The 23,073-nt window shown below is 71.0% G+C and carries 20 protein-coding genes; 3 read left to right on the top strand and 17 right to left on the bottom strand.

Annotation, left to right across the window (positions count from 1 at the left end; genetic code table 11):
• Positions 1 to 207 precede the first annotated feature (207 nt).
• Positions 208 to 879 (top strand): NADPH-dependent F420 reductase, encoded by a 672-nt coding sequence (locus HFV08_RS28095; protein WP_168543260.1) that lies wholly within the window; start codon positions 208 to 210, stop codon positions 877 to 879.
• Between the two features lie 73 nt (positions 880 to 952).
• Here HFV08_RS28095 and HFV08_RS28100 read toward each other — a convergent pair whose 3' ends face one another.
• Entirely contained in the window at positions 953 to 1,231 is a 279-nt protein-coding gene (locus HFV08_RS28100; RefSeq protein ID WP_168543261.1) for a helix-turn-helix domain-containing protein, read from the bottom strand.
• Between the two features lie 104 nt (positions 1,232 to 1,335).
• Between HFV08_RS28100 and map the strand changes: the two genes are divergently transcribed.
• Together map and HFV08_RS28110 are read left to right on the top strand one after the other, a co-directional pair.
• A complete protein-coding gene (gene map, locus HFV08_RS28105) occupies positions 1,336 to 2,103 on the top strand; it encodes a type I methionyl aminopeptidase (RefSeq protein WP_168543262.1) in 768 nt (255 codons plus the stop codon).
• A gap of 316 nt (positions 2,104 to 2,419) precedes the next feature.
• The gene (locus HFV08_RS28110; protein ID WP_168543263.1) at positions 2,420 to 3,139 is read left to right on the top strand and encodes a DUF4232 domain-containing protein; all 720 of its coding nucleotides are present in this window, start codon (positions 2,420 to 2,422) and stop codon (positions 3,137 to 3,139) included.
• A gap of 118 nt (positions 3,140 to 3,257) precedes the next feature.
• Here HFV08_RS28110 and recQ read toward each other — a convergent pair whose 3' ends face one another.
• The 16 genes from recQ to HFV08_RS28190 form a co-directional block, all read right to left on the bottom strand.
• Positions 3,258 to 5,465, bottom strand: coding sequence for a DNA helicase RecQ (gene recQ / locus HFV08_RS28115; RefSeq protein WP_168543264.1), 2,208 nt, complete (start codon positions 5,463 to 5,465; stop codon positions 3,258 to 3,260).
• Between the two features lie 399 nt (positions 5,466 to 5,864).
• Positions 5,865 to 6,074 carry an antitoxin gene (locus HFV08_RS28120; RefSeq protein WP_168543265.1) on the bottom strand — a complete coding sequence of 70 codons (210 nt, stop codon included), beginning with the start codon at positions 6,072 to 6,074 and terminating at the stop codon, positions 5,865 to 5,867.
• 143 nt (positions 6,075 to 6,217) lie between these two features.
• The gene (nuoN, locus tag HFV08_RS28125; RefSeq protein ID WP_168543266.1) at positions 6,218 to 7,882 is read right to left on the bottom strand and encodes an NADH-quinone oxidoreductase subunit NuoN; all 1,665 of its coding nucleotides are present in this window, start codon (positions 7,880 to 7,882) and stop codon (positions 6,218 to 6,220) included.
• Complete coding sequence (locus tag HFV08_RS28130; RefSeq protein WP_168543267.1) at positions 7,879 to 9,453, bottom strand: NADH-quinone oxidoreductase subunit M; 1,575 nt, start codon at positions 9,451 to 9,453, stop codon at positions 7,879 to 7,881. Before HFV08_RS28130 ends, nuoN begins: the two co-directional genes overlap by 4 nt.
• A 5-nt stretch (positions 9,454 to 9,458) precedes the next feature.
• Positions 9,459 to 11,378: an NADH-quinone oxidoreductase subunit L gene (gene nuoL, locus HFV08_RS28135; RefSeq protein ID WP_168543268.1), complete on the bottom strand. Its 1,920-nt coding sequence runs from the start codon at positions 11,376 to 11,378 to the stop codon at positions 9,459 to 9,461.
• Positions 11,379 to 11,389: 11 nt separating this feature from the next.
• The gene (nuoK, locus tag HFV08_RS28140) at positions 11,390 to 11,689 is read right to left on the bottom strand and encodes an NADH-quinone oxidoreductase subunit NuoK (protein ID WP_168543269.1); all 300 of its coding nucleotides are present in this window, start codon (positions 11,687 to 11,689) and stop codon (positions 11,390 to 11,392) included.
• Positions 11,686 to 12,501, bottom strand: coding sequence for an NADH-quinone oxidoreductase subunit J (locus HFV08_RS28145; protein WP_168543270.1), 816 nt, complete (start codon positions 12,499 to 12,501; stop codon positions 11,686 to 11,688). Before HFV08_RS28145 ends, nuoK begins: the two co-directional genes overlap by 4 nt.
• Positions 12,498 to 13,166, bottom strand: a complete 669-nt coding sequence (gene nuoI / locus HFV08_RS28150) for an NADH-quinone oxidoreductase subunit NuoI (protein ID WP_210430888.1) — start codon at positions 13,164 to 13,166, stop codon at positions 12,498 to 12,500. Before nuoI ends, HFV08_RS28145 begins: the two co-directional genes overlap by 4 nt.
• The gene (nuoH, locus tag HFV08_RS28155; RefSeq protein WP_168543271.1) at positions 13,159 to 14,520 is read right to left on the bottom strand and encodes an NADH-quinone oxidoreductase subunit NuoH; all 1,362 of its coding nucleotides are present in this window, start codon (positions 14,518 to 14,520) and stop codon (positions 13,159 to 13,161) included. Before nuoH ends, nuoI begins: the two co-directional genes overlap by 8 nt.
• On the bottom strand, positions 14,517 to 17,030 hold the full coding sequence (locus HFV08_RS28160; RefSeq protein ID WP_168543272.1) for an NADH-quinone oxidoreductase subunit G: 2,514 nt from the start codon (positions 17,028 to 17,030) through the stop codon (positions 14,517 to 14,519). Before HFV08_RS28160 ends, nuoH begins: the two co-directional genes overlap by 4 nt.
• A complete protein-coding gene (gene nuoF / locus HFV08_RS28165) occupies positions 17,027 to 18,400 on the bottom strand; it encodes an NADH-quinone oxidoreductase subunit NuoF (protein ID WP_168543273.1) in 1,374 nt (457 codons plus the stop codon). The genes HFV08_RS28160 and nuoF overlap by 4 nt, the downstream gene beginning before the upstream one ends.
• A complete protein-coding gene (gene nuoE, locus HFV08_RS28170) occupies positions 18,400 to 19,227 on the bottom strand; it encodes an NADH-quinone oxidoreductase subunit NuoE (protein ID WP_210430900.1) in 828 nt (275 codons plus the stop codon). The genes nuoF and nuoE overlap by 1 nt, the downstream gene beginning before the upstream one ends.
• A gap of 35 nt (positions 19,228 to 19,262) precedes the next feature.
• Entirely contained in the window at positions 19,263 to 20,615 is a 1,353-nt protein-coding gene (locus HFV08_RS28175; protein ID WP_040249593.1) for an NADH-quinone oxidoreductase subunit D, read from the bottom strand.
• On the bottom strand, positions 20,612 to 21,388 hold the full coding sequence (locus tag HFV08_RS28180; RefSeq protein WP_052482260.1) for an NADH-quinone oxidoreductase subunit C: 777 nt from the start codon (positions 21,386 to 21,388) through the stop codon (positions 20,612 to 20,614). Before HFV08_RS28180 ends, HFV08_RS28175 begins: the two co-directional genes overlap by 4 nt.
• Complete coding sequence (locus HFV08_RS28185; protein WP_040249598.1) at positions 21,385 to 21,939, bottom strand: NuoB/complex I 20 kDa subunit family protein; 555 nt, start codon at positions 21,937 to 21,939, stop codon at positions 21,385 to 21,387. Before HFV08_RS28185 ends, HFV08_RS28180 begins: the two co-directional genes overlap by 4 nt.
• Positions 21,940 to 21,989: 50 nt before the next feature.
• Complete coding sequence (locus HFV08_RS28190) at positions 21,990 to 22,349, bottom strand: NADH-quinone oxidoreductase subunit A (protein ID WP_040249601.1); 360 nt, start codon at positions 22,347 to 22,349, stop codon at positions 21,990 to 21,992.
• Positions 22,350 to 23,073: the final 724 nt, after the last annotated feature.

A 23,073-nucleotide genomic window follows, 5' to 3' on the forward strand; every position in this document is an offset into this window, starting at 1 on the left:
GGCGGAGGCAGGAGTGGGGGCGGGGGCGGCTTCGGGGGTGCGGGTGTCGGGGGTGCGGGTGTCGGGGGTGCGGGCCATGGTCCCAGTGTCGCGTGGGGTGCGGGTACCGATCGGTTTCCTTCGGGATTCCTAGGGTCGTCGGCACGGTCGCCGGGCACCGGGCCCTGCGGCAACCGCCCCTCATCCGCACTGCTTTCGGAGCGTCCCATGCATCTGACCCTGCTCGGCACCGGCACCATGGCCGAGGCCCTGGGCACTCAATGGGCCCGCGCGGGCCACGAGTTGACCGTACTCGGGCGCGATCCGGGCAAGGCCTCGGCGCTCGCCAGGAGGCTGGGCGGGCCCGCCACCGGTTCCCGTCCGCCCGTCGCCCACGGCCCGTTGACGGAGGCCGGGCCCTTCGGGGACGCCGTCCTGCTCGCCGTGCCGGCCGCGAGCGCGCCCGGCGTACTGGCCGCCGTCGGCGCGGGGGCGGGGACCCTGCGCGGTCGTACCCTCATCGACTGCACCAACGACCTCGGCCCCGGCTTCACCCTCGGAACCACCGGGAGCCCTTCGACGGCCGAGCGGCTGGCCGCGGAGGCGCCCGGGGCGCAGGTGGTCAAGGCCTTCAACCTCTGCCATGCCGATGTCTGGCGGCTGACCCCGCCGGTCTTCGCGGGCCGCGCGCTGTCCGTCCCCCTGTGCGGCGACGAGCCGGAGGCGGTCGCGCGGGTCGCCGCTCTCGTACGGGACCTGGGCTGCACGCCCGTCGACGGCGGCGGACTCCCCCGCGCGCGGCTCCTCGAAGCGACCGCCGCCTTCGTGATCGGGCTCTGGGTGGGCGCGGGGGCGGACGCCCAGGCGATCCTGCCGCCGGTGGAGTTCAGCGGGGGCTGAGCGGCCGAGCAGCGCGGGAGAGCGGCCGGGGACGCGTGGGCGAACTGCCCGGCGGCGCAAGGGCCTTGGCGGCTCAGGCCGTCAGAGGCTCCTCCTCGGCTGGGGCGCTCTCCTCGGCGCAGGCCGTGGCGAGCGCGTCGAGCGAGACCTCCAGGGCGGCGGCCAGCGCGGCCACGGTGAAGAAGGCGGGGGTGGGCGCGCGGCCCGTCTCGATCTTGCGCAGGGTCTCCGCGGAGACCCCGGCGGCGGCCGCGACCTCGACCATGCTCCGGTCACCGCGCGCCCGGCGCAGCAGGTCACCGAAACGCTCGCCGCGCTGCCGCTCCCAGGGGGTCAAAGGGGTTCGCACCATGGTCCGGATACTAATACCGCCCCGACCGTTATAGCTATACCGTGATACCTGTACCGTGATATCTATACCGGTACAAGAATTGGATCGACGGGCGGGTTCCGAAGATGGTGGAGATCAAGACCGATGCCTCGATGGACGCGATGCGCGAGGCGGGGCGCGTGGTGGCGCAGGCACTGGAGGCCGCGCGCAAGGCGGCGGGCGTGGGAGTGAGCCTGCGCGAGCTGGACGGGGCCGCCCGCGAGGCCATCGAGGCGGCCGGAGCCACCTCGCCCTTCCTCGGCTACCGGCCCTCCTTCGCGCCGACCCCCTTCCCCGGTGTCCTGTGCACCTCGGTCAACGACGCGCTGGTGCACGGCATCCCGAGCACCTACCGCCTCCGGGACGGCGACCTGCTCAGCATCGACTGCGGGGCCACCCTCGACGGCTGGACCGGCGACGCCGCCGTCAGCTTCGTCGTCGGCACGCCCCGGCCCGAGGACCTCGCCCTCATCGAGTCCACCCGGCAGGCCCTGGAGGCGGGGATCGCCGCCGCCACCGTGGGCAACCGCATCGGGGACATCGGGCACGCCGTCCATCGCGTCGCCGAGGCGGCGGGCTGCGGGATGCCGCTGGACTTCGGCGGCCACGGCATCGGCCGCCGGATGCACGAGGACCCGCATGTGCCCAACCAGGGCCGCCCCGGCCGCGGCTTCCCGCTCCGGCACGGCCTGACCCTCGCCATCGAGCCCATGCTCATGTCCGGCGGCGGCCACGCCTACCGCACCGCCCCGGACGGCTGGACCCTGCACACCGCCGACGGCAGCCGTGCGGCCCACATCGAGCACACCATCGCCGTCACCGACAAGGGCCCGCGCATCCTCACGGCGCTGTGAGGACCCCGGTCGCGACGACCCCGTGAGGCTTCCGGTCGGGGCCATCCCGCTGCCGCCCCGCCTCACGTCCTCGGATCTCGCGCCTTGTCTCCGGATCCTTCAGCGCCCGTCCCAGGCAGGCATTCCAGCGATGCCGCATCGGCGCAGGTGGGAGGCGGTCTCAGCGTTCCAGTGTCCCTGCTCGGACAGAGATCATTGCGGGGTGGGTGGGCCGCCGGGAGTCTTGTTCCCGCCGACGGGCCGAGAGGCCGGCCGGGCGGGTGCCTCGCACCGCTCAGGGGCGTCGGCAGTCCGACCACCACGGGGGAGACCACCCATGCGCAAGAACCTCATCCGCACGACCGCACTGGCGGCCACGGCCGTGGCAGCCGTCTTCTCACTGACCGCCTGCGACGGGGACGAGGACACCTCGACCTCGTCCTCGTCCTCGTCCTCACACGGTGCCGGGCAGTCCGCGGACACGGGGCGGGACGGCGACAGCGGGGCGGACGGCTCCGGCGAGGGCTCCGGCTCGCAGGGCACCTCCGCGGGGAGCGAGGGCTCGACCGGTGGCGCCTCCGGGGGCGGCGACGGCTCCTCCGACTCCGGTGGCAGCGGGAGCGGGGGCGGTGACAAGGGCGGCTACGGGCAGGTCTGCGGCGCCAACGACCTGACCTGGCACGCCACGTCCAAGACCCAGGCCGGGGGCTACATCCTCCTCTCGGTGAAGGCCAGGCCGGGGATCGCCTGCACACTCCCGGCTCAGCTGCCGGTGGTGGCCTTCGGGTCCGACGGTACGGAGGCGGGGCCGGCCGAGCAGTCCGTGGGCGAGCCCGTGAAGCTGAGCGGCGGCACGGTCGCCTACGCCGGGGTGAACCCCAAGACCACCAACCGGGACGGCGGCAAGGAACTGGAGGAGATCATCGTCGCGGTGAGCAAGGACGACAGGACCGACCCGGTCGCCCTGAAGACCGGCACCCTCACCGTCGACGACCCGATCGTCACCAACTGGCACACCTCACCGGCGGACGCCGTCCCCTTCGCCGGGGGCCACTGACGGCAGGGCGGCGCCGGGCAGGAGGGCGCCGGGCAGGGCGACGCCGAGCCCCGGGACCGTGGGGCGGGCTACCCCGGGACAGCAGGGCGGCCTCGTCCCGGGGCAGGCGGGCACGGCCTCACCCCTCGTCCGGCGGCTCCCAGCCCCACTCCTCCTCGGGCGGCTCCTCCTCCGAGAACAGGGCCTCCTCCGAGGCCTTCGCCCCGCCAGCTCCTCCTGCCGCGCCCCGCCCGGCACCGGGGGCTCCGGCACCGGCCGCCCCGCCACTGCCACCGGCTCCGGCATCACCGGTGCCTTCGCCGCCCCCGGTGGCGCCGAGCGACTCCAGCACCTCCAGCACGCCCTCGCCCCAGGTGGCCAGCTTCTTCTCACCGATGCCGCTGATGCCGCCGAGTTCGCGTACCGAGGTGGGCTGGAGGGTGGCGATCTCGCGCAGGGTGGCGTCGTGGAAGATCACGTAGGCGGGGACGCCCTGTTCCTTGGCCTGCTGGCCGCGCCAGGTCCGCAGTGCCTCGAAGACCGGCTGGAGTTCGGCGGGCAGCTCCGCCGCGGCGGCCGCCGCCTTCTGCCTGCGTTCGCCGCGCGAGCCGCCCGAGGCGCCGCCGCCCGCGCGGGCGGTGGGGATCTTCGCCTCCTTGCGCAGGGGGACCTCGCGCTCCCTGCGCAGGACCGTGCCGCTGGCCTCGGTCAGGACCAGGGTGCCGTACTCGCCCTCGACCGCGAGGAGGCCCTGGGCCAGCAACTGGCGTACCACGCCCCGCCATTCGGCCTCTGCGAGTTCCTCCCCGATACCGAAGACGGAGAGCTGGTCGTGGTCGAACTGGATCACCTTCGCGGTCCTGCGGCCGAGCAGGATGTCGATGATCTGACCGGCGCCGAACTTCTGGTTGCGCTCCCGCTTCAGCCGGACCACCGTCGAGAGAGCCTTCTGCGCGGCGACGGTGCCGTCCCAGGTCTCCGGCGGGGTGAGGCAGGTGTCGCAGTTGCCGCAGCCGGTGGTGCCCGGTTCCTGGCCGAAGTACATCAGGAGCTGGCCGCGCCGGCACTGGGCGGTCTCGCAGAGGGCGAGCATGGCGTCGAGATGGGCGCCCGCGCGGCGCCGGAAGGCCTCGTCGCCCTCTCCCATCTGGATGAGCTTGCGCTGCTGGACGACGTCCTGGAGGCCGTAGGCCATCCACGCGGTGGAGGGCAGTCCGTCGCGGCCCGCGCGGCCGGTCTCCTGGTAGTAGCCCTCGACGGACTTGGGCAGGTCGAGGTGGGCGACGAAGCGTACGTCGGGTTTGTCGATGCCCATTCCGAAGGCGATGGTGGCGACCACGACGAGCCCCTCCTCACGGAGGAACCGGGCCTGGTGATCGGCGCGCACCCGGGCGTCCAGGCCCGCGTGGTACGGGACGGCCTCGACGCCGTTGCGGTTCAGGAACTCGGCGGTCTTCTCCACCGAGTTGCGCGAGAGGCAGTAGACGATTCCCGCTTCGCCCGGGTGCTCGGTGCGCAGGAAGGAGAGCAGCTGCTTCTTCGGGTCGGCCTTGGGGACGATGCGGTACTGGATGTTGGGCCGGTCGAAGCTGGCCTCGAAGTGCCGGGCCCCGGGCATGTCGAGCCGCTGGGTGATCTCCTGGTGGGTGGCCCGGGTGGCGGTGGCCGTGAGCGCGATGCGCGGGACCCCGGGCCAGCGCTCGCCGAGCACCGCGAGGGCCAGGTAGTCGGGCCGGAAGTCGTGGCCCCACTGGGCGACGCAGTGCGCCTCGTCGATGGCGAAGACGGAGATGTCCCCGCGGCCGAGCAGGTCGAGGGTGGTGTCGAGGCGGAGGCGCTCGGGGGCGAGGTAGAGGAGGTCGAGTTCCCCGGCGAGGAACTCGGCCTCGACCAGGCGGCGTTCCTCGAAGTCCTGGGTGGAGTTCATGAACCCGGCGCGGACGCCGAGCGCGCGCAGGGCGTCGACCTGGTCCTGCATGAGCGCGATCAGCGGGGAGACAACCACCCCGGTGCCGGGGCGGACCAGCGCCGGGATCTGGTAGCAGAGGGATTTGCCGCCGCCGGTGGGCATGAGCACGACCGCGTCGCCGCCGCCGACCACATGCTCGATGACGGCCTCCTGCTCCCCGCGGAAGGCCTCGTATCCGAAGACGCGGCGCAGGGTGCCGAGGGCGGGGCTGTCCGCCGTACTCCCCGCGGGGCCGCTCTCCGGGGCGCCCTCGGCGGGGGTGCCGTCAGGGGCTTCCGCCGGGGCCTTCGGGGACACCGCCCCGGATTCCGCTTCGGTGCCCTCCGCCGGGGGCGCCTCCTGCTCGGGGCCCGTCCCGTGCCGTGCCGTGTCCGTCATGCTGCCCGATCCCACCCGTCTGCTTCACGCCGCGCGGCCGCTCCTGCGGCGCCCGCGCTGCTGTCGTGGGCGGCTTTCCGGCCCACGCAGGCAACGATAGGGGGCGGCGGGGACAGGGCAGGAGTTATCCACAGGCAGGGGGCTCGCGGAGGAGCGCGGAGAAGCGTATCGGCGCGTCTGCGAGCGCGCTCGGGTGCCTGCGCGCCCTCCGCCGGGCCGGGGCGGAGCCCGGGGCGCCGAGCGTGCGGCGCCGCCGCCCGGCGCGGACACGGGCAGCGGCGCCAGCACGCCGGGACGCGGGTGGAGGCGCGGGCGGACCCGTCCCCCGCGGTCAGCGCGGTCCTCGGGTCGGCGCGGCCCCCAGGTCAGCGCGAGGGCCGGGACAGTGCGAGGAGCGGGTCAGTGCGAGGGGCGGTCCTCGCCCTTTCCGCCACCGCCGCCGCTGCCACCGCCGTACTGGTCCCTCATCTTGTCCTGTACGGAGTCGACCTGGCCCTTGTACTTGCCGCCGGTCTTGCCGTCGACGAAGTCCCCTGCCTTGTCGATGCCCTTGCCGGTCTGCTCGGGGTGGCCTTTGAGCATCTGCTTCAGCTTGTCCATCATGGACATGTGGTCCTCCTAGCTTCTGGGCCTCACTCCAGCATCACGACAGTGCGGGGAGTCCGCATCTCCAGTGCGGGCCGAGCGCGGCGCGAAGGCCCCTTCCGCCGAGCGGAAGGGGCCTTCGGTTTCGGAGACGCGCGCCGAGCGGGCTACCGGGCGAAGACTCCCGCCTGACCCGCCAGGTCCAGGAAGTACTGCGGGGCGACGCCGAGCACCAGGGTGACCGCGACGCCGACCGCGATGGCCGTGGTCGTCAGCGCGGAGGGCACCGCGACCGTGGGGCCGCCGGGCTGGGGCTCGCTGAAGAACATCAGCACGATGACGCGGATGTAGAAGAAGGCCGCGACCGCCGAGGAGAGCACACCGACGACCACCAGCGGACCGGCGCCGCCCTCCGCCGCAGCCTTGAACACCGCGAACTTTCCGGCGAAACCGGAGGTCAGCGGGATACCCGCGAAGGCGAGCAGGAAGACCGCGAAGACCGCCGCGACGAGCGGGGAGCGGCGGCCGAGCCCCGCCCACTTCGACAGGTGGGTCGCCTCGCCGCCCGCGTCGCGGACCAGGGTGACCACGGCGAAGGCGCCGATGGTCACGAAGGAGTACGCGGCGAGGTAGAAGAGGACCGAGGAGATGCCCTCCGGGTTCATGGCGATGACACCGGCGAGGATGAAGCCCGCGTGCGCGATGGAGGAGTACGCGAGCAGCCGCTTGATGTCGGTCTGGGTGATGGCGACGATCGCGCCGCCCAGCATGGTGACGATGGCGACGCCCCACATGACCGGCCGCCAGTCCCAGCGCAGGCCCGGCAGCACCACGTACAGCAGGCGGAGCAGGGCGCCGAAGGCGGCGACCTTGGTGGCGGCGGCCATGAAGCCGGTGACGGGGGTGGGGGCGCCCTGGTAGACGTCCGGGGTCCACATGTGGAAGGGGACCGCGCCGACCTTGAAGAGCAGGCCCATGACGACGAGCGCGGCGCCGATCAGGAGCAGCGCGTCGTTGCCCATGGTGTCGGCGAGCGCCGGGTCGATGTCCTGCACGCTGCCGTCGACGACGCCGGCGATCCGGGCGTAGGAGACGGAGCCGGAGTAGCCGTAGAGCAGGGCGATGCCGAAGAGGGTGAAGGCGGAGGCGAAGGCGCCGAGGAGGAAGTACTTGACGGCGGCTTCCTGCGACATGAGCCGGTTGCGGCGGGCGAGCGCGCACAGCAGGTACAGCGGCAGGGAGAAGACTTCCAGGGCGATGAAGAGGGTCAGCAGGTCGTTCGCCGCGGGGAAGACGAGCATGCCGCCGATGGCGAAGAGGGCCAGCGGGAACACCTCGGTGGTGGTGAACCCGGCCTTCAGGGCGGCCTTCTCGGAGTCGCTGCCGGGGACCGAGGCAGCCTGCGCGGCAAAGGAGTCGACCTGGTTGCCGTGGGCGGCCGGGTCGAGCCTGCGCTCGGCGAAGGTGAAGATCGCGACGAGCCCGGCGAGCAGGATGGTGCCCTGCAGGAAGAGGGCGGGTCCGTCGACGGCGACGGCGCCCATGGCGGCGATGTGCGCCTTGGTGGTGCCGTAGCCGTCGGCGGCGAGGGCGAGTACCGCGATGAAGGCGGCGACCAGGGCGAGGACGGCGGTGCCGACCTGCGCGTAGTAGCGGGACCGGCGCGGTACGAAGGCCTCGATGAGGATGCCGATGAGGGCCGCGCCGATGACGATCAGCGTGGGCGACAGCTGGGCGTACTCGATCTTGGGTGCGTCGATCTTGCCGATCTCGTTGCTGGCGGGCGCGGTGGCCGCCATTGTCCACAGGCTGTGGACGGCCGATGCGCTCACTTGGACGCCTCCACGTCGGGCCGGGGATCCTTCTTCTGGACGTCGGACATGGTGTGTTTCACCGCCGGGTCGACGAGCTCGGTCAGCGGCTTCGGGTAGACGCCGAGGAAGACGAGCAGTGCGATCAGCGGGACGACCACGGCCAGTTCACGGACCCGCAGATCGGGGATCTTGGCGAGTTCCGGTTTCACCGGGCCGGTCATCGTCCGCTGGTAGAGGACGAGGGAGTACAGGGCGGCGAGCACGATGCCGAAGGTGGCGATGATGCCGATGGCCGGGTACCGCGAGAAGGTGCCGACCAGGACCAGGAACTCGCTGATGAACGGGGCGAGTCCGGGCAGCGAGAGGGTGGCGAGGGAGCCGATGAGGAAGGTGCCGGCCAGCAGCGGCGCCGTCTTCTGCACCCCGCCGTAGTCCGCGATGAGCCGCGAGCCGCGCCGGGAGATGAGGAATCCGGCGACCAGCATCAGGGCGGCGGTGGAGATGCCGTGGTTGACCATGTAGAGGGTGGCGCCGCTCTGGCCCTGGGAGGTCATCGCGAAGATGCCGAGGATGATGAACCCGAAGTGGGAGATCGAGGCGTACGCGACCAGGCGCTTGATGTCGCGCTGGCCGACCGCGAGCAGGGCGCCGTAGACGATGCTGATCACGGCGAGCACCAGGATCGCGGGGGTGGCCCACTTGGAGGCCTCCGGGAAGAGCTGGAGGCAGAAGCGGAGCATCGCGAAGGTGCCGACCTTGTCGACGACCGCGGTGATCAGCACGGCGACCGGCGCGGTCGACTCGCCCATGGCGTTGGGCAGCCAGGTGTGCAGCGGCCACAGCGGGGCCTTCACCGCGAAGGCGAAGAAGAAGCCGAGGAAGAGCCAGCGCTCGGTGGAGGTCGCCATGTCGAGGGAGCCGTCGGCCCGGGCCTCGGCGATCTCGGTGAGCGAGAAGCTGCCCGCGACCGTGTAGAGGCCGATCACCGCGGCCAGCATGATCAGGCCGCCGACCAGGTTGTAGAGGAGGAACTTGACCGCCGCGTACGAGCGTTGGGCGGCGGCGGTCTTCTCGTCCTGGTGCGGGTGGGCGCGGTCTCCGAAGCCGCCGATGAGGAAGTACATCGGGATGAGCATGGCTTCGAAGAAGATGTAGAAGAGGAAGACGTCGGTGGCCTCGAAGGAGAGGATCACCATCGCCTCGACGGCGAGGATCAGGGCGAAGAAGCCCTGGGTCGGACGCCAGCGCGAGGAGCTCGTCTCCAGGGGGTCCGCGTCGTGCCAGCCCGCCAGGATGATGAACGGGATGAGCAGCGCGGTCAGGGCGAGCAGGGCCACCCCGATGCCGTCGACGCCCAGCTCGTAGCGGACCCCGAAGTCCTTGATCCAGGAGTGGGATTCGGTGAGCTGGTACCGCCCGCCGTCCGGGTCGAAGCGGACCAGGACGGCGACGGCGAGGCCGAGGGTGGCGAGCGAGACGAGCAGCGCCAGGGACTTGGCGGCGTTGCGTTTGCCCGCGGGGACGGCGGCCGTGGCGACGGCACCGAGGGCGGGCAGGGCCGCGGTCGCGGTCAGCAGAGGAAAGGACATGGGAATCAGACCGCCCTCATCAGCAGGGTCGCGGCGACGATCAGTGCGGCACCGCCGAACATCGAGACGGCGTAGCTACGGACGTAGCCGTTCTGCAGCCTGCGCAGCCGGCCGGAGAGTCCGCCGACGGAGGCCGCGGTGCCGTTGACGGCGCCGTCGACCAGGGAGTGGTCGAGGTAGACCAGGGAGCGGGTGAGGTGCTCGCCGCCGCGGACCAGGACGACGTGGTTGAAGTCGTCCTGGAGCAGGTCGCGGCGGGCCGCCCGGGTGAGCAGCGAGCCGCGCGGGGCGACGGCGGGCACCGGGCGCCTGCCGTACATCAGCCAGGCGGCGGCCACCCCGAGGACGAGCACCGCGACGGTGGCGCCGGTGACGGCGCCCGCGCTGATCGGCGGGTGGCCGTGCTCGTGTGCGGTGACCGGCTCCAGCCAGTGCAGGAAGCGGTCGCCGATGCTGAAGAAGCCGCCCGCGAAGACCGAGCCGAAGGCGAGGATGATCATCGGGATCGTCATCGACTTGGGCGACTCGTGCGGGTGGGGCTCCTGGTAGTCCTCGCCCGCGCCCGAGGCGATCGCGGCCTGCTTGCGCCAGCGCTCCTCGCCGAAGAAGGTCATCAGCATCACGCGGGTCATGTAGAAGGCGGTGATCGCGGCGCCGAGCAGGGCCACCGAGCCGAGGATCCAGCCCTCGGTGCCGCCCTTGGCGAAGGCCGCCTCGATGATCTTGTCCTTGGAGAAGAAGCCGGACAGGCCGGGGAAGCCGATGATGGCGAGGTAGCCGAGTCCGAAGGTGACGAAGGTGACCGGCATGTACTTGCGCAGCCCGCCGTAGCGGCGCATGTCGACCTCGTCGTTCATGCCGTGCATCACGGATCCGGCGCCGAGGAAGAGCCCGGCCTTGAAGAAGCCGTGGGTGACCAGGTGCATGATCGCGAAGACGTAGCCGATGGGGCCGAGGCCCGCGGCGAGGACCATGTAGCCGATCTGCGACATCGTCGATCCGGCGAGCGCCTTCTTGATGTCGTCCTTGGCGCAACCGACGATCGCACCGAAGAGCAGCGTGACCGCGCCGACGATGGTGACGACCAACTGGGCGTCGGGGGCGGCGTTGAAGATCGCCCCGGAGCGCACGATCAGGTAGACGCCCGCGGTGACCATGGTGGCGGCGTGGATGAGGGCGGAGACCGGGGTCGGGCCCTCCATCGCGTCGCCGAGCCAGGACTGCAGCGGCACCTGGGCGGACTTGCCGCAGGCGGCGAGCAGCAGCATCAGCGCGATCGCGGTGAGCTTGCCCTCGCCGGTGTCCCCGGTGGCCTCGAGGACCGGCCCGAAGGCGAAGGTCCCGAAGGTGGTGAACATCAGCATGATGGCGATGGACAGGCCCATGTCGCCGACGCGGTTGACCAGGAAGGCCTTCTTCGCGGCGGTGGCGGCGCTGGGCTTGTGCTGCCAGAAGCCGATGAGCAGGTACGAGGCGAGGCCGACGCCCTCCCAGCCGACGTACAGCAGGAGGTAGTTGTCGGCGAGGACCAGCAGCAGCATCGCCGCGAGGAACAGGTTCAGGTAGCCGAAGAAGCGGCGGCGCCGCTCGTCGTGCTCCATGTACCCGATCGAGTAGATGTGGATGAGCGTGCCCACCCCGCTGATCAGGAGCACGAACGTCATCGACAGCTGGTCCAGCTGGAAGGCGACGTCGGCCTGGAAGCCCTCGACGGGGATCCAGCTGAACAGGTGCTGGTGCAGGGCGCGTTCCTCCGCGTCCTTGCCGAGCATGTCCGTGAACAGGACGAGCCCGAAGGCGAAGGAGGCGAGGGACAGCAGGGTGCCGAGCAGATGCCCGGTGCGGTCCAGCGCCCGCCCGCCGCACAGGAGCACGGCGGCTCCGAGCAGTGGCGCCGCGATCAGCAGCGCGATCAGGTTCTCCACGAGCTGACCCCTTAGAGCTTCATCAGGCTGGCGTCGTCGACCGAGGCCGAGTGGCGGGAGCGGAACAGCGACACGATGATCGCGAGTCCGACGACGACCTCCGCGGCGGCGACGACCATCGTGAAGAAGGCGATGATCTGGCCGTCGAGGTTTCCGTGCAGGCGCGAGAAGGCGACGAAGGCGAGGTTGCAGGCGTTGAGCATCAGCTCCACGCACATGAACACCACGATCGCGTTCCGCCTGATCAGTACGCCGGTGGCACCGATGCTGAACAGCAGTGCCGCCAGATACAGGTAGTTGACCGGGTTCACTTCGATGCCTCCTCGGAGGTCGGCCGCTCCAGGCGCTCGGTGGACCGCTGTTCGAGGGCCTTGAGGTCGTTCAGCGCCTCGCTGGAGACGTCGCGGATCTGGCCGCGGGCGCGCAGCGTCTTGTTGACGGTCAGCTCCGAGGGGGAGCCGTCGGGCAGCAGGCCCGCGATGTCGACCGCGTTGTGCCGGGCGTAGACGCCGGGGGCGGGCAGCGGCGGCAGGTGGACGCCGTCCCGGATGCGCTGCTCGGACAACTCGCGCTGGGTCTTGGCGCGTTCGGTGCGCTCACGGTGGGTGAGGACCATCGCGCCGACCGCGGCGGTGATGAGCAGGGCGCCGGTGATCTCGAAGGCGAAGACGTACTTGGTGAAGATCAGGGTGGCCAGGCCCTCGACGTTCCCGCCGGAGTTGGCGCGGGTCAGTCCGCTGAACTCGGTCAGCGAGGCGTTGCCGATCCCGGCGATCAGCAGGACGCCGAAGCCGATTCCGCACAGCGCGGCCAGCCAGCGCTGGCCCTTGATGGTCTCCTTCAGGGAGTCCGCGGCGCTGACGCCGATGAGCATGACCACGAAGAGGAACAGCATCATGATCGCGCCGGTGTAGACGACGATCTGCACGATGCCGAGGAAGTAGGCGCCGTTGGCCAGGTAGAAGACCGCGAGGATGATCATCGTCCCGGCGAGGCAGAGCGCGCTGTGCACGGCCCGGCGCATCAGGATGGTGCACAGGGCGCCGAGCACCGCGACGGTGCCGAGGATCCAGAACTGGACGGCCTCACCGGTGGAGGTGGTGGCGGCGGCGAGGGTGCTCATGCGTCCACCCCCTCGGAGTCCGGCTTCTCGCCCTTGGAGGTCGCGGTCTGGATCTCGGTGCCGGGGGCGGCCTCGGTGACCAGGCCCCGGTAGTAGTCCTGCTCGTCGGTGCCCGGGTAGATCGCGTGCGGGCTGTCGACCATGCCCTCGTCGAGCCCGGCGAGCAGCTGCTCCTTGGTGTAGATCAGGTTCTCGCGGCTGGAGTCGGCGAGTTCGAACTCGTTGGTCATGGTGAGCGCGCGGGTCGGACAGGCCTCGATGCACAGCCCGCACAGGATGCAGCGGGCGTAGTTGATCTGGTAGACGCGTCCGTACCGCTCGCCCGGCGAGTAGCGCTCCTCGTCGGTGTTGTCGGCGCCCTCCACGTAGATGGCGTCGGCGGGGCAGGCCCAGGCGCACAGCTCGCAGCCGACGCACTTCTCCAGGCCGTCCGGGTGGCGGTTGAGCTGGTGCCGGCCGTGGAAGCGCGGTGCGGTGGTCTTGGGCTGCTCGGGGTACTGCTCGGTGAGCCGCTTCTTGAACATGGCCTTGAAGGTCACGCCGAAGCCGGCCACCGGGTTCTGGAACCCGGCCGGTTCGGCGGACCGGCCGCCGGACTCCGCCCCGGCCGGGGCCACTTCGCCGCCCTTGCCGGGCTTCTCGGGCACTGAGGACTGCTCAGCCATCGGACGCCTCCTTTCCGTCACTGTCAGTATTGGGGCCGCCACTGACAACGAGGTCGCGCTGGCGCGAGGGCCTGCGCGGCACCGGCGGCAGGCTCTGCCCCGGCAGCGGCGGTACGGGGAAGCCGCCGGCCATCGGGTCGAAGACCTCCGGCTCGGGCGGGTGGGCGACGGACTCGGCCTTCTCGCGCTTCTCCTGGTTGTCGCGCAGGATGTCGACGACGAAGGAGATCAGCAGCAGGGCGATCACGGCGCCGCCGACGTAGAGCGCGATCTCGGCGAAGTCGTAGTCCTCGTTGCGCAGCGCCCGCACGGTGGCGACCAGCATCAGCCAGACCACCGAGACCGGGATGAGCACCTTCCAGCCGAGCTTCATCAGCTGGTCGTAGCGGACCCGGGGCAGGGTGCCGCGCAGCCAGATGAAGCCGAACAGCAGCAGCTGGACCTTGAGGACGAACCAGAGCATCGGCCACCAGCCGTGGTTGGCGCCCTCCCAGAAGGTGCTGACCGGCCAGGGTGCGCGCCAGCCGCCGAGGAAGAGGGTGGTGGCGACCGCGGAGACCGTCACCATGTTCACGTACTCGGCGAGCATGAACATCGCGAACTTGATGGAGGAGTACTCGGTGTTGAAGCCGCCGACGAGGTCGCCCTCGGACTCCGGCATGTCGAAGGGCGCGCGGTTGGTCTCGCCGACCATCGTGATGATGTAGAGGAGGAAGGAGACCGGCAGCAGCAGGATGTACCAGCGGTCCTGCTGGCCCTCCACGATCGCCGAGGTCGACATCGACCCGGAGTAGAGGAAGACGGAGGCGAAGGCGGCGCCCATCGCGATCTCGTACGAGATCATCTGCGCGCAGGAGCGCAGCCCGCCGAGCAGCGGATACGTGGAGCCGGAGGACCAGCCCGCGAGGACGATGCCGTAGATGCCGACGGAGGCGACCGCGAGGATGTAGAGCATCGCGATCGGCAGGTCGGTGAGCTGCATGGTGGTGCGCTGGCCGAGGATCGAGACCTCGTTGCCGGAGGGCCCGAAGGGGATCACCGCGATCGCCATGAACGCGGGGACCGCGGCGACGATCGGCGCGAGGACGTAGACGACCTTGTCCGCGCGCTTGACGATGACGTCTTCCTTCAGCATCAGCTTGATGCCGTCGGCCAGCGACTGCAGCAGGCCCCAGGGGCCGTGCCGGTTGGGGCCGATGCGCCGCTGCATCCAGGCGACGACCTTGCGCTCCCACACGATGGAGAAGAGCACGGTCACCATCAGGAAGGCGAAGCAGAAGACCGCCTTGATGACCACCAGCCACCACGGGTCGGTGCCGAACAGCGACAGGTCTTCCTGGGCGAGCGGCATCATGACGTCACCTCCGAGATCGCGGTGGCCCCGTCGGTGGCGGGGGCGAGGCGCACGAGCTGGCCGGGCCGCGCTCCGGTGTCGGCGGCCACGCCGTGGCCGGTGGAGTTCAGCGGCAGCCAGACCACCCGGTCGGGCATCTCCGTGACGAGCAGCGGCAGTTCGACGCTGCCCTCGGGTCCGGTGACCTTCAGGGCCTGGCCGTCGGCGACTCCGGTCTCGGCGGCGGTGGCCGCGGAGAGCCGGGCGACGGCGGCGTGCCGGGTGCCGGCCAGCGCCTCGTCGCCCTCCTGGAGCCGGCCGCGGTCGAGCAGCAGCCGGTGCCCGGCGAGCACCGCCTCGCCCTGACCGGGCCGGGGCAGCGCGGCCGTGGTCCCGCTGGGCCCGGTGGCGAGCGGGCCGTCCCAGCCGCCGAGGCGGTCGAGTTCGGCGCGGGCGGTGCGGACGTCGGGCAGGCCCAGGTGGATGTCCATGGCGTCGGCGAGCATGTGCAGCACGCGCAGGTCCTGGGGGGCCAGGGTCCGGGTCATCTGGTCGGGCTTGAGCGAGGCCTCGAACATCCGCGCCCTGCCTTCCCAGTTGAGGAAGGTGCCGGACTTCTCGGCGACGGCGGCGACCGGCAGGACCACATCGGCCCGTTCGGTGACCTCGCTCGGCCGCTGCTCCAGGGAGACCACGAAGGCGGCCTCCTTGAGCGCGGTACGGGCGCGTGCCGGGTCCGGCAGGTCGTCGATCTCGACGCCGCCGACGAGCAGCGCGCCGAGCTCGCCGCTCGCGGCGGCCTCGACGATCTGCCCGGTGTCGCGGCCGTGGCGGTGCGGGAGCCGGGCCAGGCCCCAGACGGCGGCGACCTCGTCCCGGGCGCGCGGGTCGGTGGCCGGGCGCCCGCCGGGCAGCAGCGCGGGCAGCGCGCCGGTCTCGACGGCGCCGCGCTCACCCGCCCGGCGCGGGATCCACACCAGCCGGGCGCCGGTGGCGGCGGCGGTGCGGGCGGCGGCGGTGAGCGCGCCGGGCACCGCGGCGAGGCGTTCGCCGACGACGAGGACGGCGCCCTCCTCGCGCAGCGCCTCGGCGGCCCGGCTGCCGTCGCCTTCGAGGCCGGTGCCGGTGGCGAGGGCGTCCAGCCACTCGGTCTCGGTGCCGGGGGCGGCGGGCAGCAGGGTGCCGCCCGCCTTCTCCAGGCCCCGGGTGGCGTGGGTGGCGAGGGCGAAGGTGCGCTGGCCGTGCTTGCGCCAGGCCTTGCGCAGCCTCAGGAAGACACCGGGTGCCTCCTCCTCCGCCTCGATCCCGGCGAGCAGCACCGCGGGCGCCTTGCCGAGCAGGGTGTACGTGACGCCCGTACCGTCCAGGTCGCGGCCGCGCCCGGCGACGAAGGCGGCCAGGAAGTCGGCCTCCTCGGCGCTGTGCACGCGGGCCCGGAAGTCGACGTCGTTGGTGTCGAGGGCGACCCGGGCGAACTTGCTGTACGCGTAGGAGTCCTCGACGGTCAGCCGGCCGCCGGTGAGCACGGCCGCCCGGCCGCGGGCCGCGGCCAGTCCGCTCGCGGCGGCCTCCAGGGCCTCCGGCCAGCTGGCGCTCCGCAGTTGACCGGTGGCGGCGTCACGGATGAGCGGGGTGGTGAGGCGGTCCTTGAGCTGCGCGTAGCGGAAGCCGAAGCGGCCCTTGTCGCAGATCCACTCCTCGTTGACCTCGGGGTCGTCGGCGGCCAGGCGCCGCATGACCTTGCCGCGCCGGTGGTCGGTGCGGGTGGCGCAGCCCCCGGCGCAGTGCTCGCACACGCTCGGCGAGGACACCAGGTCGAAGGGGCGGGAGCGGAAGCGGTACGCCGCCGAGGTCAGCGCGCCGACCGGGCAGATCTGGATGGTGTTGCCGGAGAAGTACGACTCGAAGGGGTCGCCCTCGCCGGTGCCGACCTGCTGGAGGGCGCCGCGTTCGAGGAGTTCGATCATCGGGTCGCCGGCGACCTGGTTGGAGAAGCGGGTGCAGCGCGCGCACAGCACGCAGCGCTCGCGGTCCAGGAGCACCTGGGTGGAGATCGGCACCGGCTTCTCGAAGGTCCGCTTCCTCCCCTCGAAGCGGGAGTCGGCGTCACCCACCGACATGGCCTGGTTCTGCAGCGGGCACTCGCCGCCCTTGTCGCAGACCGGGCAGTCCAGGGGGTGGTTGATGAGCAGCAGCTCCATCACCCCGCGCTGCGCCTTCTCCGCGACCGGCGAGGTCAGCTGGGAGCTGACGACCATGCCGTCGGTGCAGGTGATGGTGCAGGAGGCCATCGGCTTGCGCTGGCCCTCGACCTCGACGATGCACTGGCGGCAGGCACCGGCCGGGTCGAGCAGCGGGTGGTCGCAGAAGCGCGGGATCTCGATGCCGAGCATCTCGGCGGCCCGGATGACCAGGGTGCCCTTGGGCACGCTGATCTCGGAGCCGTCGATGGTCAGGGTCACGAGGTCCTCGGCGACCGGGGCCTCTTTGCCCGACGCCCCGCCGGAGGGAGCGCCTGTGGTGACCGTCATGCGTTCACCTCCGTGTGGGTGTCGGCCCAGGCGGTGGACCGGGCCGGGTCGAAGGGGCAGCCCTTCTCGTCGATGTGCTGCTCGTACTCCGCGCGGAAGAAGTGCAGCGAGGAGATGATCGGCGCGGCGGCGCCGTCGCCGAGGGCGCAGAAGGACTTGCCGTTGATGTTGTCGGCGATGTCGGCGAGCTTGTCGAGGTCGGCGTGGGTGCCCTTGCCCGCCTCCAGGTCGCGCATCAACTGCACGAGCCAGTAGGTGCCTTCGCGGCAGGGGGTGCACTTGCCGCAGGACTCGTGGGCGTAGAACTCGGTCCAGCGGGTGACGGCGCGGACCACGCAGGTGGTCTCGTCGAAGCACTGCAGGGCCTTGGTGCCGAGCATCGATCCGGCGGCGCCGACGGCCTCGTAGTCCAGGGGGACGTCGAGGTGCTCGTCGGTGAGCAGCGGGGTGGAGGAGCCGCCCGGGGTCCAGAACTTCAGGCGGTGCCCGGGCCGCATGCCGCCGCTCATGTCGAGGAGCTGGCGCAGGGTGATGCCGAGCGGGCCCTCGTACTGGCCGGGGCCCGCGACATGGCCGCTGAGCGAGTACAGCGTGAAGCCCGGGGACTTCTCGCTGCCCATGGACCTGAACCAGTCCTTGCCCTTGTTCAGGATCGCGGGAACCGAGGCGATGGACTCGACGTTGTTCACCACCGTGGGGCAGGCGTAGAGGCCGGCGACGGCGGGGAAGGGCGGCCGGAGCCTCGGCTGGCCGCGGCGCCCTTCGAGGGAGTCGAGGAGCGCGGTCTCCTCGCCGCAGATGTAGGCCCCGGCGCCCGCGTGCACGGTGAGGTCGAGGTCGAGCCCCTCGCCGAGCGCGTTCTTGCCGAGGTAACCGGCCTCGTAGGCCTCGCGCACGGCCTCGTGCAGCCTGCGCAGTACGGGGACGACCTCGCCGCGCAGGTAGATGAAGGCGTGCGAGGAGCGGATCGCGTGGCAGGCGATCACGATGCCCTCGATGAGGGAGTGCGGGTTGGCGTAGAGGAGGGGGATGTCCTTGCAGGTGCCGGGCTCGGACTCGTCGGCGTTGACGACGAGGTAGTGCGGCTTGCCGTCGCCCTGCGGGATGAACTGCCACTTCATGCCGGTGGGGAAGCCCGCGCCGCCGCGGCCGCGCAGACCGGAGTCCTTCACATAGGCGATGAGGTCGTCCGGGGCCATGGCGAGCGCCTTGCGCAGCCCCTCGTATCCCTCGTGGCGGCGGTAGACCTCCAGGGACCAGGACTTCTCCTCGTCCCAGAAGGCGGAGAGCACCGGAGCGAGCAGCTCCTCGGGGCTCAGGTCCGCGCCGCCGGACGCCGCGGTGTCGCCGTTGTCGGTGGTCAAGGTCATCACTCCCCCTCCTCGGCAGCGGGGCCCGCGGGGTGGGCGGGGTCGGAGGCCGAGGTCTCCTGCGGGGCGTCGTGCGAGCTGAGGTGCTCGCCCGGCGAGGACTGGTGCGCGGTGTCCCGGGTCGGTCCGGCGTCCTGTCCGCGCGGGTGGACCACGCGCGGCTGGGGGCTCTCGCCCTTGGCCAGGCGCAGCCCGATCAGGGAGGCGGGGCCGCCGCTGCCGCCGGCCTCGACGGCGCCCTCGCGCGCGTCGGGGAATCCGGCGAGGATGCGGGCGGTCTCCTTGTACGTGCACAGGGGGGCGCCGCGGGTGGGCTCGACGGTGGCTCCGGCCCGCAGCTCGTCGACCAGGCGCTTGGCGGACTCGACGGTCTGGTTGTCGAAGAACTCCCAGTTGACCATCAGGACCGGAGCGAAGTCGCAGGCCGCGTTGCACTCGATGTGTTCGAGGGTGACCTTGCCGTCCTCGGTGGTCTCGCCGTTGCCGACGCCGAGGTGCTCCTGGAGCGCGGAGAAGATGGCGTCGCCGCCCATCACCGCGCACAGCGTGTTGGTGCAGACCCCGACCTGGTAGTCGCCGCCCGGCTTGCGCCGGTACATGGTGTAGAAGGTGGCGACCGCGGTGACCTCGGCGGTGGTCAGCTGGAGGACGTCCGCGCAGAACTGCATTCCGGTGCGCGTGACATGGCCCTCCTCGGACTGCACCAGGTGCAGCAGCGGCAGCAGCGCCGAGCGGGAGTCCGGGTAGCGGGCGATGACCTCGCGCGCGTCGGCCTCCAGGCGGGCGCGCACCTCGGCCGGGTACGCGGGGGCGGGCAGCTGGGGCATGCCCAGGCTCACCTCGTGGCTCGCGGGTGTGGTCGTCACCGGTCGACGCCTCCCATCACGGGGTCGATGGACGCGACGGCGACGATGACGTCGGCGACCTGGCCGCCCTCGCACATCGCCGCCATGGCCTGCAGATTGGTGAAGGACGGGTCGCGGAAGTGGACCCGGAAGGGCCGGGTGCCGCCGTCGGAGACGACGTGCACGCCGAGTTCGCCCTTGGGGGACTCCACCGCGGTGTACGCCTGTCCCGGCGGGACCCGGAAGCCCTCGGTCACCAGCTTGAAGTGGTGGATCAGGGACTCCATGGAGGTGCCCATGATCTTCTTGATGTGGTCGAGGGAGTTGCCGAGCCCGTCCGGGCCGAGCGCGAGCTGCGCCGGCCAGGCGATCTTCTTGTCGCCGACCATCACCGGGCCCGGCTGCAGCCGGTCCAGGCACTGCTCGACGATCTTCAGCGACTCCCGCATCTCCTCGATACGGATGAGGAAGCGCCCGTAGGAGTCGCAGGTGTCGGTGGTGGGGACCTCGAAGTCGTAGGTCTCGTAGCCGCAGTAGGGGCTGGACTTGCGCAGGTCGTGCGGCAGGCCCGCGGAGCGCAGGACGGGGCCGGTGGCGCCGAGGGCCATGCAGCCCGCGAGGTCGAGGTAGCCGACGTCCTGCATGCGGCCCTTGAAGATCGGGTTCCCGGTGGCGAGCTTGTCGTACTCCGGGAGGTTCTTGCGCATGGTCTTCAGGAACTCGCGGATCGCCTCCGGGGCGCCGGGCGGCAGGTCCTGGGCGAGGCCGCCGGGGCGGATGTAGGCGTGGTTCATCCGCAGGCCGGTGATCAGCTCGTAGAGATCGAGAATCAGTTCACGATCGCGGAAGCCGTAGATCATGATGGTGGTCGCGCCCAGCTCCATGCCGCCGGTGGCGATGGCCACCAGGTGCGAGGAGAGGCGGTTCAGCTCCATCAGGAGGACCCGGATGATGTTCGCCCGCTCCGGGATCTCGTCCTGGATGCCGAGGAGCTTCTCCACGCCGAGGCAGTAGGCGGCCTCGTTGTAGAAGGGCGTCAGGTAATCCATCCGCGTGACGAAGGTGGTGCCCTGCGTCCAGTTGCGGAATTCGAGGTTCTTCTCGATGCCGGTGTGCAGGTAGCCGATGCCGCAGCGGGCCTCGGTGACCGTCTCGCCGTCGATCTCCAGGATCAGGCGGAGCACGCCGTGCGTGGAGGGGTGCTGGGGGCCCATGTTGACGACGATGCGCTCGTCGTCGGCCTTGGCGGCGGACCGGACGACCTCGTCCCAGTCGCCGCCGGTGACCGTGTAGACGGTCCCCTCGGTGGTCTCGCGTGCGGCGGAGGAGGCGTCGCCCCAGTCGGCCGCGTGGGGGGAGTCGGTGCTCACGAGTACGACCTCCGCTGGTCCGGAGCAGGGATCTGGGCGCCCTTGTACTCGACGGGGATGCCGCCGAGGGGGTAGTCCTTGCGCTGCGGGAAGCCCTGCCAGTCGTCCGGCATCATGATCCGCGTCAGCGCGGGGTGGCCGTCGAAGACGAGACCGAAGAAGTCGTAGGCCTCGCGCTCGTGCCAGTCGTTGGTCGGGTACACCGCGACCAGCGAGGGGATGTGCGGGTCCGCGTCGGGGGCGCTGACCTCCAGGCGGATGAGCCGGTTGTGCGTGAGCGAACGCAGATGGTAGACGGCGTGCAGCTCGCGGCCCTTGTCGTGCAGGTAGTGCACCCCGCTCACGCCGGTGCACAGCTCGAAGCGGAGCGCCGGGTCGTCACGCAGGGTGCGGGCAACCTGCACCAGGTGTTCGCGGTGGATGTGGAAGGTCAGCTCGTCGCGGTCGACCACCGTCTTGTCGATGGCGTTCTCGGGGACGAGCCCCTGCTCCTCCAGGGCGCCCTCCAGCTCGTCGGCGACCTCGTCGAACCAGCCCCCGTACGGGCGGCTGGCCGCGCCGGGCAGCCGGATCGAGCGGACCAGGCCGCCGTAGCCGGAGGTGTCGCCGCCGTTGTTGGCGCCGAACATGCCGCGCTGGACGCGGATCTCCTCGCCGCCCTCGCCGCGCTGGCCGGGCAGGTTCTGGGCGTTCAGGTCCGCCTCGGGGTTCACCCCCGCGTCCGGGCCGGTGGATTCGCCGTCGGGTTTGTCGCCCGGAGAGGTCCCGCTCACCGCAGCAGCCCCTTCATCTCGATGGTCGGCAGTGCGTTGAGGGCGGCCTCTTCGGCCTCCCGGGCGGCCTCCGCGGCGTTCACGCCGAGCTTGGAGCCCTGGATCTTGGTGTGCAGCTTGAGGATCGCGTCGATCAGCATCTCGGGGCGCGGCGGGCAGCCCGGCAGGTAGATGTCGACCGGGACGACGTGGTCGACGCCCTGGACGATCGCGTAGTTGTTGAACATGCCGCCGGAGGAGGCGCAGACCCCCATGGAGATGACCCACTTGGGGTTGGGCATCTGGTCGTAGACCTGCCGCAGCACCGGCGCCATCTTCTGGCTGACGCGGCCCGCCACGATCATCAGGTCCGCCTGCCGCGGGGAGCCGCGGAAGACCTCCATGCCGAAGCGTGCGAGGTCGTAGCGTCCCGCGCCGGTGGTCATCATCTCGATGGCGCAGCACGCCAGGCCGAAGGTGGCGGGAAAGACGGACGACTTGCGCACCCAGCCCGCGGCCTGTTCGACGGTGGTCAGCAGAAAACCGCTCGGCAGTTTTTCTTCGAGTCCCATTGGTTGCCCCTTAATGCCCCTTCAAGACCAGCTTGCGTCTTTCGCGGTGTTCAGTCCCACTCCAGGCCGCCGCGGCGCCAGACATAGGCGTAGGCGACGAAGACCGTGACCACGAACAGCAGCATTTCGACGAGGCCGAAGAGGCCCAGCGCGTCGAAGGTGACCGCCCACGGGTAGAGGAAGACGATCTCGATGTCGAAGACGATGAAGAGCATCGCCGTCAGGTAGTACTTGATCGGGAATCGCCCGCCACCGGCCGGAGTCGGGGTCGGCTCGATACCGCACTCGTAGGCCTCCAGCTTGGCCCGGTTGTACCGCTTCGGGCCGATGAGCGAGGCCGCGATCACGGAGAAGATCGCAAAGGCGGCCCCCAGGGCTCCCAGTACGAGGATGGGCGCATACGCGTTCACCGCTCCCCGCTCCTCTCAGTCGGCTTTGACTGCTTCGGCGACGCCGGGCCCTCCCGCTCCCCTCCGCGTCCCGTGCGGTGCGCCCGCCTCCGGAAGCCGCCTGGTGTGCGGATTCCTGAAGATCGCGCGCATGTGAAGCAGGTCACAAGCCCAACTGCCGTGCATCCTATGCCCGCCCGTCTGTGATCTGCGACACGGGGTACAAGACGATCTTTGTGATCTGCACCACGAGCCTGTGGATCATGCACGCAGTGCCACCCCGCAGTTCACACCGGAGACACCCGAGTGACCACGAGACGTGACATCCAGCCCAGTAGGCGACGTAGGGGACGGGTCGCGCATTATCAAGTCCCGGCGAATCGCACAAAATTGGTGCTGGACACACCATCTTGATAGAGGGCGCGGATTCACCCGCCGGAAGGAGATCCGGTGATGATCGTGGACGTGTGCCGGGTACGTGCGCGGATTCACGAGCGGACGCGGCCCACCCTGTGAGCGTTCCGTGACCTGCGCCACATCGGCCACCCTGGCCGAGGAACGGGGCTTGGCCAATCTTCCCAACGGGTGGTAGGCGCGGGGCAATTCGGACGTATCACGAATAGCCCGTGCACAGAGACGGGAAGGGTCGCGTCCGCATTGCCCGTTACGGCGTCAATAAGGGGCTCTCGGGGCGGGGTTCGACCGGACAAAACGGTAACTGTGGCGCAGCCCACGTTTCTTGAAG

Origin of the sequence: Streptomyces physcomitrii (genome assembly GCF_012273655.1) — a bacterium.
GTDB classification, from domain to species: Bacteria; Actinomycetota; Actinomycetes; order Streptomycetales; family Streptomycetaceae; genus Streptomyces; species Streptomyces physcomitrii.

Bases quoted from the DNA above. Each gene is read 5' to 3' on its own strand.
- HFV08_RS28095 (WP_168543260.1), top strand. From the start codon at position 208: ATGCATCTGACCCTGCTCGGCACCGGCACCATGGCCGAGGCCCTGGGC.
- map (WP_168543262.1), top strand. From the start codon at position 1,336: ATGGTGGAGATCAAGACCGATGCCTCGATGGACGCGATGCGCGAGGCG.
- HFV08_RS28145 (WP_168543270.1), bottom strand. From the start codon at position 12,501: ATGAGCACCCTCGCCGCCGCCACCACCTCCACCGGTGAGGCCGTCCAG.
- HFV08_RS28130 (WP_168543267.1), bottom strand. From the start codon at position 9,453: ATGTCCTTTCCTCTGCTGACCGCGACCGCGGCCCTGCCCGCCCTCGGT.
- HFV08_RS28100 (WP_168543261.1), bottom strand. From the start codon at position 1,231: ATGGTGCGAACCCCTTTGACCCCCTGGGAGCGGCAGCGCGGCGAGCGT.
- nuoE (WP_210430900.1), bottom strand. From the start codon at position 19,227: ATGCCCCAGCTGCCCGCCCCCGCGTACCCGGCCGAGGTGCGCGCCCGC.
- nuoI (WP_210430888.1), bottom strand. From the start codon at position 13,166: ATGGCTGAGCAGTCCTCAGTGCCCGAGAAGCCCGGCAAGGGCGGCGAA.
- nuoH (WP_168543271.1), bottom strand. From the start codon at position 14,520: ATGATGCCGCTCGCCCAGGAAGACCTGTCGCTGTTCGGCACCGACCCG.
- HFV08_RS28110 (WP_168543263.1), top strand. From the start codon at position 2,420: ATGCGCAAGAACCTCATCCGCACGACCGCACTGGCGGCCACGGCCGTG.
- recQ (WP_168543264.1), bottom strand. From the start codon at position 5,465: ATGACGGACACGGCACGGCACGGGACGGGCCCCGAGCAGGAGGCGCCC.
- HFV08_RS28120 (WP_168543265.1), bottom strand. From the start codon at position 6,074: ATGTCCATGATGGACAAGCTGAAGCAGATGCTCAAAGGCCACCCCGAG.
- HFV08_RS28160 (WP_168543272.1), bottom strand. From the start codon at position 17,030: ATGACGGTCACCACAGGCGCTCCCTCCGGCGGGGCGTCGGGCAAAGAG.
- nuoF (WP_168543273.1), bottom strand. From the start codon at position 18,400: ATGACCTTGACCACCGACAACGGCGACACCGCGGCGTCCGGCGGCGCG.
- HFV08_RS28185 (WP_040249598.1), bottom strand. From the start codon at position 21,939: ATGGGACTCGAAGAAAAACTGCCGAGCGGTTTTCTGCTGACCACCGTC.